Source organism: Pseudomonas sp. SM4 (genome assembly GCF_051913165.1).
Lineage (GTDB): Bacteria > Pseudomonadota > Gammaproteobacteria > Pseudomonadales > Pseudomonadaceae > Aquipseudomonas.
The window spans coordinates 143,443-155,395 of record NZ_JBODOE010000015.1 but is presented as its reverse complement, the minus strand read 5'-3'; the positions used below and the strand labels follow the sequence as shown (position 1 = coordinate 155,395).

The window sequence follows — 11,953 nt, the reverse complement described above, 5'->3', positions numbered from 1 at the left end:
TTCCCCATGTGAGAGTAGGTCATCGTCAAGATTAAATTCCGAAACCCCAATTGCGAAAGCAGTTGGGGTTTTGTTTTAGTAGAAGTATCCGTTTTTGCTGGCCTGTTACCGTGTTGACGGGCCAGATACAGAATTTCTTGACGACCATAGAGCGTTGGAACCACCTGATCCCATCCCGAACTCAGTAGTGAAACGATGCATCGCCGATGGTAGTGTGGGGTTTCCCCATGTGAGAGTAGGTCATCGTCAAGATTCAATTCCGAAACCCCTGTCTGCGTAAGCAGACAGGGGTTTTGTCATTTCAGGTTCACTAAAACCCACGGTCAAATGGCTTTACGAGCCTTGCTGATGCGTCGAGCCTGCCACTTGCGCCACCAGATGTAGACCCCAGTCCCTGACAACCCCGCAATCAAAATGCCTAATAGCGCGATCATCACTTGCCCGGTGACACCAATGATCCGTCCACCGTGTATCGGTAACTGCAACCGGTAAAACTGTTCCCCCAACGTTCCCTGCCCTGCAATCTCCTGCCCTAACAATCGCCCGTCCGTACCGTGAAAGAACAACCAGGATTTGCCATGTGCCTCTGTGTCGTGCTGTCCGAATCCTGCCCCGTAGAAGTTGTACTCAAAGCTGTAATACAACTCCCCGATCGCCGCTGTCAGCCCTAACCTTTCTCCCTCCTGTAATGCCCTTTCGTACGCCTGTTGATAACTCAGTTGGGTCACCCCAACCTCGCTGGTGGGTATTCGCCCTCGGGCTTCATAGACGCTCGGTTCAATGGGTGAAAACAGCGACACCACAGGTTTGAACACTTGGCTCGGCAAGTTCATCGCCACACTGCTGACCGCGATCGGCAACAACAACAGCCATAACCACAATCCGCCAGCCCGATGCAGATCGAAGTTAAGCCGATAGGCGTGTCCGCCCTTGACCTTCCACGCCGTCGACCACTTCTTCCAGAACGGTTTGCCGCGCGGCAAGGTCAGCCACAACGCCACAAAGCAATCGATCACCCAGGCGATTGCAACCAGGCCCATCAACAGCAATCCCCAGTTGCCTGGCAACGTCAGGTTGTAATGAAATTCCAGAATGAACGGGACAAAGTTCTCCCGCTGAAAACAGCACTCACCCCAATAACGCTGACCCTTCTGTTCAGCCGTCACCGGATCGAGATAGAACACCTGATTGCGCTCATCGAACGGCTTGCCGGTCGCTGGGTCATTGCGCGGCACCGCCGCCAGCAGCGCCGTGTGGCCAGCCTCATGCGGATACTCCATGTACCAGACCTGCAACTTCGGATGCGCAGACTGCACCGCGTCGACCAACTCGCCCGGAGGCAATCGTGAACCCTGCGCAGACGCTGAGTAGAACTGTGGATTGAGCCACTCATCCAGTTCATGATTGAACGCCAGAATGCTTCCGGTAATCCCGGCCAACAGCAAAAACACCGCCGTGGCCAAGCCGATATAGCGATGCAACAACACCAGAAACGCACGCATTAAAATTTCCCCACTGAGACGACAAAGCCAGCCCCTGACATTTCAGGGGCTGGCTTTTTTATGCACAGGACAAAGGTTTAGAACTGATAGCTGACCGTCGCCGCGACGTTGCGCTCTTCGCCCATGTAGCAGAAGTTCAGGCTGGCACAGGAAGCCACGTAGGACTCGTTGGTCAGGTTGTTTGCATTCAGCCGTACATCGACGCCCTTCAGGCCAACCTTGCCCAGGTCATACCCGATCGATGCATCGAACAGCGTGTAAGACGGCACCTTCAAGGTGTTTTCCGCATCCGCCCAGCTATAGCCGACATAACGCACACCGCCGCCCAGACGCAGGCCATCCAGCGCCGCGCTGTCGAACTTATAGTCGGCCCACAGCGACGCCATGTGACGCGGTGCCTGAGTCGGCGAGTTACCTTTGTTCTCGATCACATCGGTCGGGGTGCTCAGCGTGCTGACCATCGACTTCGAATATTCGATGTCGGTGAAGGTGTAGCTGCCGAGCACTTTCAGGTTGTCGGTCAGTTGCATGTGCGCTTCCAGTTCCAGCCCTTGGGAGCGGACAGCACCGACAGCGCGATAGAAGTTTTCCTGCGGCAGTTTGGTCGCCAGGTTTTCCTGATCGATGCGGAACAGCGACGCGGTGAACAGGTTGTCGGTGCCCGGCGGCTGATACTTCAAGCCCATTTCCCACTGCGTGCCATCGGTAGGCGCCAATGGATTGCCGGCGCTGTCGGCATAGGAGTTCGGGTTGAACGATTCGGAATAGCTGACGTAGGGCGCCAGACCGTTATCAAACAGATACAGGGCGCCAGCGCGGCCGGTCAATTTGGTGCGACGGTCATTGATTTCGGTGCCCAGCGGACGCCCCGCTTCGGCAATGCGGTTTTCATCCGACGTCTCGACCCAGTCCTGGCGCAGACCCAGCGAGAAACGCCATTTGTCCATCTCGATCAGGTCTTGCAGGTAGACGCCGGTCTGCTCCAGGCGGCGCAGGTAACTGGTCTCGCCGTACATATCAATTGCCGAGTTGCCGTACACCGGGTTGAACGCGTTGATCGGTGCCAGACCGCCGCTGGTCCAGTCGACCACGGTTTTGCGCCGCTGATAATCCGCGCCCATCAGCACCGTGTGTTTGGTCGCGCCGGTGAAAAATTCCGCCTGCAGCATGTTGTCGACGATAAACGCATGCAGACGCTCATCACCGCCGGTGTAATAGCGGTTCAGTTCGTTACTGGTCGGCGTGGTCCAGCCATAGGCGTAGACCTGGTCCATGTTCACCTTGGAGTCGAGGTAGCGGAAATTCTGCCGTGCCGTGAAGACATCGTTGAAGCGATGCTCGAACTGATAACCGAACGACTGTTGATCACGTGAATAACCATCGATGCCCGGCTCGCCCTCGAAGAAGTGCGGCGAGATCCGGTTGCCATTGCGCTGATGGATCGTGCCGTCGGCCGGGACGCCGCCGTGATAACCGCCATCCGGGTCATGTTGCAGATACGCCTGCAGGGTCAGCGAGGTGTCTTCACTGAAGTCGATGCTGACGGTCGGCGCCAAGGCAAAGCGTTTTTCCTTGTTGTGGTCGAATTGCGTGTCGGACTGATCCGTTAACCCGGTCAGACGATAGGCAACGCGCTTGTCGTCATCGACCGGTCCGCTGAAGTCAAAACCGACCCCGCGCTGACCTTGCGTGCCGACCGTGGCTTGCACCTGATGGTAAGCCTCGTACAACGGTTTCTTGCTGGTCAGTGCGACGAGGCCGCCGGGCGAGCTGCGACCATACAGAACCGACGAAGGCCCTTTGAGAATGTCCACGCGCTCAAGGAAATACGGGTCGACCTGCATGGTGCTGTAAGTGCCGCTGTCGCCCATCGACTTGAGGCCATCGAGGTAGATGTTGTCCACCGAGCCGTCGTTGAAACCGCGCATTGCCACATAGTCGTAGCGATGCGTGGCGCCGTAAGGATTGGTCAGCACGCCGGGGGTGTAGCGCATCGCCTGGGAGACCGTTTGCGAGCCCTGGTCGTCCATTTGCTCACGGGTGACCACGGACACGCTTTGCGAAGTTTCCAGCAGCGCAGTACTGGTTTTGGTGGCGATCTGGCTGTGCGTGGCGTTGTAGCCGTCCATGCTGCCCAGCGCGTTGCCGAGGGCAAAGCCTTTGATATCGGTGGTCGGCAAGGCCAGCGCTGCGGATTCAGCGAGCGGGCGCAGGGTGTAGCTGCTGCCATCCTGGCTGACCGCTTCGAGGCCGGAACCACCGAGCAGATGACTTAGCGCCTGATCGGTCGAATACTCGCCCTGTACGCCGGGCGACTGCTGTCCCTGAGTTTGCTGCGGCGTCATCGACAAGGTGATGCCCGCCTGGCGCGCGAACTGATTCAGCGCCTCACCCAAAGGGCCGGCAGCGATGTTGTAACGATGGCTGACTTCACTGGCAGCGGTTGCGGCCGCCACACTCAGGTTAGGCAACACTGAGACGCCCAGCGCGGTGGACAACAAAGCAGCGCGAACCGCGTGGCGCAACACGGCCGATTCGACAGTGAAATTCAGAGAGTTCTTACAGGTGGCGCGGACAGTCATTGTAGGTTTCCGTAGGAAGTCGCAAACGCTTGAATTGAAGTGCTTACTGACCAAGCCGGATTGACCGCGAAAACCCGCCAAAATATTTTCAGACCGCACGTTCCAGCGTCACCCACCAGCGTGTGCGATAGCGCAATTGCACCGGCAAGGTCTGCGGCAGAATCGCCAACAGCTTGTCGGTGTCCTCCAGTCGGAATACCCCGGAAAGACGCAGGTCCGCAGCATCCGCCGCACAACTCAGGAAACCCTGCCGATAACGCCCGACTTCAGTGAGGAAGTCGCCCAGACGCATATTGCGGGTGACGATCAGGCCGTCGACCCAGGCGCCGACATCCATATCCAGCGCCGGCGCTGGACGCACCTGATGGTGATCGATCAGATAGCTTTGTCCGGCCAGCGCTTCAATCGACGTACCGCCGGAATGAATGGCCACCCGGCCACTGGTGACACTGAGTTGCGTGCAATCGCTCTGCTGACGCAGGACGAACCGCGCGTCCTGTGGCGCATAAATACCGTGGCGACTTTGTACGCGCAGGGGCCGTTCAAAGGTCGCGCCTTCGTCAGCGCCGCCGCAGGTGACGACGATTTCACCGCGGGTCAGTTTGATCAGGCGCTGCTCTGCGGTGTAATCCAGATCCACTGCACTGGCGGTGTTGAGCTCGATTCGCGTGCCGTCCGGCAACTGAAAACCGCGCCGCTCGCCGGTCGCCGTGGCGTAATCGGCGCGCCACTGCTGCCAGGCAGCGGTGTCTTTCGCCAACCACGCGACCGAGCCCATCAGTAAAGCGCCCGACAACAGCTTCAAGGCCTGACGACGGCCCAGCCCCTGCGCACTGTTTTCCAATGTGTTGAACGCCACATGCGCACCGGGTACCGCGCGCAGGTTGTTGCTCAATTCGGCGTGTAATGACTGCACCCGTTGCCAGGCCAGTTCATGTTCATGATGCTCGGCACGCCACTGCTCGCACTGGCGGTTCAGCCGTGCGTTGCCATGGTTGTTGCGCAGGCGCAGCAGCCAGTGAATGGCTTGCTTGACCACCTTCTGTTGCGGTTCGGCGCGCCGGCCCAATGAGAGGTTATCCACAGCCATCAGCTTTCGTACCGCAGCACGTAGCAGTGATACAGCGCGTCGGCGACATAGCGTTCGACCGAACGCAACGATACGTTCATCTGCTCGGCAATCTGCTTGTGGCTCAAACCTTCGCACTGGGCCAGCAGAAACGCCTGACGCACTTTTGGTTTCAGTCCTTCAAGCATGCGCGCGATGCTTTCCAGCAGTTCGATCACCAGTGCCCGGGATTCGGCACTCGGCGTTTCGGCCTCGGGCAAGTGGGCGATGGTTTCCAGATACGCCCGTTCGATTTCTTCACGGCGCCAGTGGTCGATGACCAGACCGCGCGCAATCGTGCGCAGAAACGCGCGGGGTGCTTTCAGCTCCAGGCGTTCGGTGCGTTGCAGCAGACGCACGAACGTGTCCTGCGCCAGATCCGCCGCATCCGCAGCGTTGCCCAGCCGCGCACGCAGCCAGGCATTGAGCCAGCCGTGATGAGTACTGTAGAGCGCCTGTACTGCAAACTCAGGTGAGGACATGAACGCGACAGCCCGAACGTCACAAATGATAATTAGTCGCATTGTCAGCAAGGGGTGGCGAATTTGCAACTGCCACTCGAACATCGCTCGGAAAAAAATCATCAGCGGACGCTCTGGCACGCCGTTCGGCGGGAATTCGGCAGAAATGCCATCCATTTCCTACATAGCCCTAAGATTTCTCCCGCGCGTGCCGACAGACTGGTGAGACATGCGTGCACCAAAGTAGAGCGGCCAGAAGAACGCTGCCTGCGCTGTACATGGAATGTTGCATCCGGAACGCATCCCCACTTTTCGCATAAGAAGTCCCATGAAATGAATCTCAAGTTCAGCCATAAAATCCTGTTGGCCGCCTCGGGCGTCGTGGTCCTGGCGTTCGCGCTGTTCACCCTCTACAACGACTATCTGCAGCGAAACACCATTCGCCAGAACCTCCAATCCTCTGTGCAGCAGGCCGGCGATCTGACCGCCAGCAGCGTGCAGAACTGGATGAGCGGGCGAATTCTGGTGCTGGAAAACCTCGCGCAGAACGTTGCCCATCAGGGCAAGGACGCCGATTTCCCGGGGCTGGTCGATCAACCGGCGTTTACCTCGAACTTCCAGTTCACCTACGTCGGCCAGGCCAACGGTGTCTTCACCCAGCGCCCGGACGCGAAGATGCCGGACGGCTACGATCCGCGTCAGCGCCCTTGGTACAAGCAAGCGGTCGTCGCCGACAAAACCATGCTGACGCCGCCGTACATGGCTGCCGTCGGTGGTCTGGTGGTGACGATTGCCATGCCGGTGAAAAAGAACGGCGAGCTGCTCGGTGTGGTTGGCGGTGACTTGAGCCTGGAAACCCTGGTGAAGATCATCAATTCCGTGGACTTCGGTGGTCTCGGCCATGCGTTCCTGGTCAGCGGTGACGGCCAGGTGATCGTCAGCCCGGACAAAGATCAGGTGATGAAGAACCTGAAAGACATCTACCCGAACTCCAGCGTACGCATCGAGAAGGGCAACCAGAACGTCGTGCTCAACGGTCAGGAACGTATTCTCTCGTTCACCCCGGTCACTGATTTGCCGAATGCCGAGTGGTACATCGGTCTGTCGATCGATCGCGACAAGGCCTACGCCGCACTCAGCCAATTCCGTACCTCGGCGCTGATCGCGATGTTCGTGGCCGTGGCCGCGATCGCATTGCTGCTGAGCCTGTTGATCAATGTGCTGATGCGTCCGCTGACCACCATGGGCCGTGCGATGCAGGACATCGCTCAGGGCGAGGGCGATCTGACCCGCCGTCTGGTGGTTGAGAGCAAGGATGAGTTTGGTGAGCTGGGCAGCGCGTTCAACCAGTTTGTTGAGCGAATTCACGCCTCGATTTCCGAAGTATCCTCGGCCACTCGCCACGTACATGACTTGTCGCAGCGGGTAATGGCCTCGTCCAACGCTTCGATCGTCGGCTCCGACGAACAAAGTGCGCGCACCAACAGCGTCGCTGCGGCGATCAACGAGTTGGGCGCTGCCACGCAGGAAATCGCCCGTAACGCCGCCGATGCTTCGCAGCACGCCAGCGGCGCCAGCGAGCAGGCGGACGACGGTCGTCAGGTGGTGGAACAAACCATCCAGGCGATGACCGAGCTGTCGCAGAAAATCAGCCTGTCGTGCACGCAAATCGAAACACTGAATGCGAGTACCGACAACATTGGCCACATCCTCGATGTGATCAAGGGCATCTCGCAACAGACCAACCTGCTGGCGCTCAACGCGGCGATCGAAGCGGCGCGTGCCGGTGAAGCCGGGCGTGGTTTTGCCGTGGTCGCGGACGAGGTGCGCAACCTCGCCCACCGTACTCAGGAATCGGCGGAAGAGATCCACAAGATGATCACTTCCCTGCAAGTCGGTTCGCGTGAAGCGGTGAGCACCATGAACGCCAGTCAGGCGTCGAGCGAGCAGAGCGTGGAAGTGGCCAATCAGGCCGGTCTGCGTCTGGTCAGCGTGACTCAGCGCATTGGCGAAATCGACGGCATGAACCAGTCGGTAGCCGCCGCGACGGAAGAGCAGACCGCCGTGGTCGAGACCCTCAACGTCGACGTCAACCAGATCAACCTGTTGAACCAGCAGAGCGTCGCCAACCTCAACGAGACGTTGAAGGATTGTGATGCGTTGTCGCAACAGGCCAATCGCCTGAAGCAATTGGTTGATAGCTTCAAGATCTGAGTGAAGGTCGGTTAGATCGCGTTATCGTTCATCGCGAGCAGGCTCACTCCTACACATTAATCGGGTTTCCGGTAGGAGTGAGTCGCGATCTTAGTCTGCGGCTTTGCGGGTTTGTCCGGCAGGGCTGGCCAGGAAGCGCGTGATCACTTCGACACCCCGGTTGAGGTGTTGCACCAGCAACGTCACCGAACCCTCGACATCCCCATCACTCGCCGCTTGCAGCAAGGCGCGGTGGTCATCCTGAGAAATCTTGCCCAGGCCCATGGCTTCGAGATTGAAGCGCAGGAACCGCTCCTCTTCATTAAGGCCGTCTTCGACCAGGCGCAGCAGGCGCTTGTTCGGTGCCTTGCTGTACAGGGCCATGTGGAACAAGCGATTGAGCCGACCGATTTCGCTGTAGTCCTGCTGGTTTTCCAGTTCATCGATCAGGTCGGCGGCGCGTTCGAGATCAGCCGCCACCAGCAGCGGAATCGACTGACGCAACGCTGCGGATTCCAGCAGGATCCGCAGCTCATAGGTTTGCGCGGCATCGCCTTGAATCAGCGCGGCTACCACCGCGCCTTTGTGCGCAGTGACATTCAGCAGCGCTTGCGCTTCGAGCTGGCGCAAGGCCTCGCGCACCGGCATACGGCTGACACCGAACAGGTCGGCCAGATCTTGTTGGCGCAGGGCCGTGCCGCACGGCAGGCGACCGTCGAGGATCGCCGCGCGCAAGGTTTCTTCTATGATCGAGCGGGCCAAATGCGCGGGAATGGGCCCGTCGACTTTGATGCTGTGCAGCGGTTTGGGCTTCTGTGTCACGACTACGCACCCTGTCTTTCGACTGAATTGGATCCAAATGACACTAGTGATTGCTCTACAGGTTGTCAAACCGTGTGGAGGAATACCGTATTCCACAAGTTTAGCGCGGCGTCGATGATCTCAGGGTGCCATTGTTTTTTACCCGGCTAAGCTTCACCATCAAACGCTTTCCTTCCTGCCCCCCGGAAATCTGCTGTGGCGGTACGTTTCGCGATCCCCCGGACTCTGCGCTGGCTAGGCTGCGCACTGCTGCTGGCCGGCGTCATGCTGGGCGGTCTGCATGCCGATTGGGATTTTTCCGCGATCAGCCGCAAGGCTACGGCGCTGTACGGCCCGCTGGGTGCCGGGCAGCAACGCATCGATGCCTGGCAAAATCTGTTGGCGACGCAGAAGCAAGTCAGCGAAATGGACAAGCTGAAAGTGGTGAACCTGTTCTTCAACAAACAGATGCGCTACGTCGAAGACATCGACCTGTGGCACGAAGTCGACTATTGGGAAACCCCGATCGAGGCGCTGTGGAAAGGCGCCGGCGATTGCGAAGACTATGCGATCGCCAAGTATTTCAGCCTGCGCCATCTCGGGGTATCCAGTGACAAGCTGCGCATCACTTACGTCAAGGCGTTGCGCCAGAACCGCGCGCACATGGTGCTGACTTACTATGCAACACCGGATGCCATGCCGCTGGTGCTCGACAGCTTGATCGACCCGATCCAGCCGGCGTCGCAGCGAACCGATTTGCTGCCGGTCTACTCTTTCAATGCTGAGGGCCTGTATCTGCCTGGGGCCAAGGGCAACAAGAAGGTCGGTGACACCAAACGTCTGTCACGCTGGCAGGATGTGTTGAAGAAAATGCAGGCCGAAGGTTTTCCGGTCGAAACGATTAACTAGGAGCACGCGCTCAGATGTCTTTGTTCAAACAGCTGTTGATCGCTATCTGTCTGTTCCTGGTGGTCGCCTTCACCGGCAGCTTCATGGTCAGCCTGGAGAGCTCGCGCACTCAGTACGTCAACCAGTTGCGCTCCCACGCTCAGGACGCCGCGACAGCGCTGGCGTTGTCGCTGACACCGAATATCGACGACCCGGCGATGGTTGAATTGCTGGTCAGTTCGATTTTCGACAGCGGTTATTACGCGAGCATTCGCGTGGTTGATCTGAAGACCGACCAGACCATTGTCGAGCGCAACGGCATCCCCGCCGTCAGCAATGTGCCGGACTGGTTCGTCAAACTGATTGGCCTGGAACCGGCTGGCGGCGATGCGCTGGTCAGCCGTGGCTGGGAACAGGCGGCGCGGGTCGAGGTGGTCAGTCACCCGATGTTTGCCGTGGCCAAGTTGTGGCAGAGCGCGTTGGGCAGCCTTGGCTGGCTGCTGATCTGCGGTGCGGTGAGTGCGCTGCTTGGCGCGCTGCTGTTGCGCCGGCAATTGAAGCCGCTGGATTACATGGTCAAGCAATCCCACGCCATCGCCCGTCGCGAATTTCTCAGCTTGCCCGAATTGCCGCGCACGCCGGAATTGCGTCGCGTCGTGCAGGCGATGAACCAGATGGTCGAGAAGCTCAAGGCGCTGTTTCAGGAACAGGCTGAACGCAGTGAAAAACTGCGTGCCGAGTCTTATCAGGACAACCTCACCGGGCTGGCCAACCGGCGTTATTTCGAGATGCAACTGAACAATCGGGTGAGCAATCCGGAGCAGGCCAGTTCCGGTTATCTGCTGCTGTTGCGGGTCAAGGATCTGGCCGGGCTCAACCAGCGTCTGGGCGGGCAGCGCACCGATGAATTGTTGAAGGCCGTCGGTGAGCAACTGTCGCGCGAGTGCGCCAAATACCCGGAAACCCAGAACCTCGTCACGCGTATTCGCGGTGGTGAATTCGCCGTGCTGGCGCCTGGGCTGGTGCGTGAAGAAGCGCTGCAACTGGCGCAGAACCTCGACAGTGCGCTGAGCAGCTTGCACGCCACGGGGGCGACGGACGTGGCGGCGGTGGCCTCGATCGGTCTGGCACCGTTTGCTCACGGTGATTCGCCGCAGTCGGTGCTCAGTCTCGGTGATCAGGCGCTGGCGCAGGCTGAAGGGCAGGGTGAACAGAACTGGGCCTGCATCGATCAGAGCCTGACCGCAGACGTTGGCGACGATCACCACGCCTGGCATCGCTTGCTCGATCAGGCCTTGAGTCAGCAACGTTTCGAGCTGTATTTCCAGCCGGTGGTCGCCGCGCAGGACACGCAACTGGTGCTGCATTACAAAGTGCTTTCGCGCTTGCTCGACGAACAGGGCCAGACCATACCGGCCGGACGTTTCCTGCCGTGGCTGGAGCGCTTCGGCTGGACCGCGCGGCTCGATCGACTGATGCTCGAGCGAGTACTGGAACAAATGAAAGGCCATGAAGATTCGCTGGCGCTGAACCTGTCTTCGGCGACCCTGGCCGATCCGCAGGCGCTGAGCAAAGTCTTCGAAATCCTCCGGGCGCATTCCAACCTCGGCGCGCGGCTGACCCTTGAGATTGGCGAAGAGCAATTGCCCGAGCAAGCGGTGCTGGAGCAGTTGACCCGGCGCCTGCGCGAACTCGGCTTCTCCCTCAGTCTGCAACGTTTTGGTGGCCGTTTCAGCATGATCGGCAACCTCGCGCGCTTGGGGCTGGCGTACCTGAAGATCGATGGCAGTTACATCCGGGCGATCGATCAGGAGAGTGACAAGCGCCTGTTTATCGAAGCGATTCAGCGCGCGGCGCACAGCATTGATCTGCCGCTGATTGCCGAGCGGGTCGAGACGGAGGGGGAGTTGTCGGTGATTCGCGAGATGGGCTTGTATGGGGTTCAGGGGCAGTTGTTGGGTGAACCCAAGCCTTGGCAATAATCTTCAGATTTTAAAGGCGAAAAGATCGCAGCCTTCGGCAGCTCCTACATGGAATGCATTCACCTGTAGGAGCTGCCGAAGGCTGCGATCTTTGCTTTTAGATCAACCCGGTTTCGTCATCATCGATCAACTGACTCAACCCACCCAACGCTTCACGCGCCTGGGTCCGGTCCATCAGTTTGGCCTGGGCCGCCGGCGGCAGGTCGGTGACGCGGATCACGCCTTTCTGGGTCAGCACCTGAATCAGGTCGTCGAGTACCCGAATCATTTCAAAGTCGCTCTGCTTGAGCTGTTTGAGGCTGGTTTCCACGACCTCGTTGGCGAACCAGGCCTGGATTTCATGGCTGTCGGCCGGCAGCGTTTCCGTGGCTTCGGCGTAGGCCGCGGCTTCCACGCGAATCAACAGACCTTGCGCATCGCGTTGCACGTAAAACAT

General features: G+C 59.0%; 9 protein-coding genes, 1 rRNA gene and 1 pseudogene. 5 read left to right on the top strand and 6 right to left on the bottom strand.

Features of this window, described 5'->3' with window-relative positions; genetic code table 11:
• Positions 1-136 precede the first annotated feature (136 nt).
• Positions 137-252 (top strand): 5S ribosomal RNA (gene rrf, locus ACQ4MY_RS24845).
• Positions 253-323: 71 nt separating this feature from the next.
• On the opposite strand, the gene ACQ4MY_RS24840 is transcribed toward rrf, so the two are convergent.
• From ACQ4MY_RS24840 to ACQ4MY_RS24825, 4 genes are all read right to left on the bottom strand, one after another.
• Positions 324-1,502 carry a PepSY-associated TM helix domain-containing protein gene (locus ACQ4MY_RS24840; protein ID WP_440096781.1) on the bottom strand — a complete coding sequence of 393 codons (1,179 nt, stop codon included), beginning with the start codon at positions 1,500-1,502 and terminating at the stop codon, positions 324-326.
• A gap of 77 nt (positions 1,503-1,579) precedes the next feature.
• Entirely contained in the window at positions 1,580-4,084 is a 2,505-nt protein-coding gene (locus ACQ4MY_RS24835; protein ID WP_440096780.1) for a TonB-dependent siderophore receptor, read from the bottom strand.
• An 88-nt stretch (positions 4,085-4,172) separates the two neighbouring features.
• Entirely contained in the window at positions 4,173-5,174 is a 1,002-nt protein-coding gene (locus tag ACQ4MY_RS24830; RefSeq protein WP_440096779.1) for a FecR domain-containing protein, read from the bottom strand.
• Positions 5,174-5,674, bottom strand: coding sequence for a sigma-70 family RNA polymerase sigma factor (locus ACQ4MY_RS24825; protein ID WP_045123304.1), 501 nt, complete (start codon positions 5,672-5,674; stop codon positions 5,174-5,176). The genes ACQ4MY_RS24830 and ACQ4MY_RS24825 overlap by 1 nt, the downstream gene beginning before the upstream one ends.
• A 312-nt stretch (positions 5,675-5,986) precedes the next feature.
• On the opposite strand from ACQ4MY_RS24825, the pseudogene ACQ4MY_RS24820 reads away from it, so the two are divergent.
• Both ACQ4MY_RS24820 and ACQ4MY_RS24815 read left to right on the top strand, forming a co-directional pair.
• Positions 5,987-7,012, top strand: a pseudogene (locus ACQ4MY_RS24820) (HAMP domain-containing protein); the annotation flags it as partial.
• A 69-nt stretch (positions 7,013-7,081) separates the two neighbouring features.
• Positions 7,082-7,867, top strand: coding sequence for a methyl-accepting chemotaxis protein (locus tag ACQ4MY_RS24815; RefSeq protein WP_371924622.1), 786 nt, complete (start codon positions 7,082-7,084; stop codon positions 7,865-7,867).
• Positions 7,868-7,957: 90 nt separating this feature from the next.
• Here the strand turns inward: ACQ4MY_RS24815 and ACQ4MY_RS24810 are convergent, their stop codons facing one another.
• Positions 7,958-8,668, bottom strand: a complete 711-nt coding sequence (locus ACQ4MY_RS24810; RefSeq protein ID WP_008087030.1) for a GntR family transcriptional regulator — start codon at positions 8,666-8,668, stop codon at positions 7,958-7,960.
• 195 nt (positions 8,669-8,863) lie between these two features.
• Here ACQ4MY_RS24810 and lapG point away from each other — a divergent pair, with 195 nt between their 5' ends.
• Positions 8,864-9,556, top strand: a complete 693-nt coding sequence (gene lapG, locus ACQ4MY_RS24805) for a cysteine protease LapG (RefSeq protein WP_008087033.1) — start codon at positions 8,864-8,866, stop codon at positions 9,554-9,556.
• 14 nt (positions 9,557-9,570) lie between these two features.
• The gene (gene lapD, locus ACQ4MY_RS24800; RefSeq protein ID WP_440096777.1) at positions 9,571-11,517 is read left to right on the top strand and encodes a cyclic di-GMP receptor LapD; all 1,947 of its coding nucleotides are present in this window, start codon (positions 9,571-9,573) and stop codon (positions 11,515-11,517) included.
• A gap of 97 nt (positions 11,518-11,614) precedes the next feature.
• Here lapD and ACQ4MY_RS24795 read toward each other — a convergent pair whose 3' ends face one another.
• Positions 11,615-11,953: a tryptophan synthase subunit beta gene (locus ACQ4MY_RS24795; RefSeq protein WP_158834481.1), complete on the bottom strand. Its 339-nt coding sequence runs from the start codon at positions 11,951-11,953 to the stop codon at positions 11,615-11,617.

What these genes read in the sequence shown, in the direction of transcription:
- lapD (WP_440096777.1), top strand. Translation starts at nt 9,571, where the DNA reads ATGTCTTTGTTCAAACAGCTGTTGATCGCTATCTGTCTGTTCCTGGTG.
- ACQ4MY_RS24840 (WP_440096781.1), bottom strand. Translation starts at nt 1,502, where the DNA reads ATGCGTGCGTTTCTGGTGTTGTTGCATCGCTATATCGGCTTGGCCACG.
- ACQ4MY_RS24815 (WP_371924622.1), top strand. Translation starts at nt 7,082, where the DNA reads ATGGCCTCGTCCAACGCTTCGATCGTCGGCTCCGACGAACAAAGTGCG.
- ACQ4MY_RS24795 (WP_158834481.1), bottom strand. Translation starts at nt 11,953, where the DNA reads ATGTTTTACGTGCAACGCGATGCGCAAGGTCTGTTGATTCGCGTGGAA.
- ACQ4MY_RS24830 (WP_440096779.1), bottom strand. Translation starts at nt 5,174, where the DNA reads ATGGCTGTGGATAACCTCTCATTGGGCCGGCGCGCCGAACCGCAACAG.
- ACQ4MY_RS24825 (WP_045123304.1), bottom strand. Translation starts at nt 5,674, where the DNA reads ATGTCCTCACCTGAGTTTGCAGTACAGGCGCTCTACAGTACTCATCAC.
- ACQ4MY_RS24835 (WP_440096780.1), bottom strand. Translation starts at nt 4,084, where the DNA reads ATGACTGTCCGCGCCACCTGTAAGAACTCTCTGAATTTCACTGTCGAA.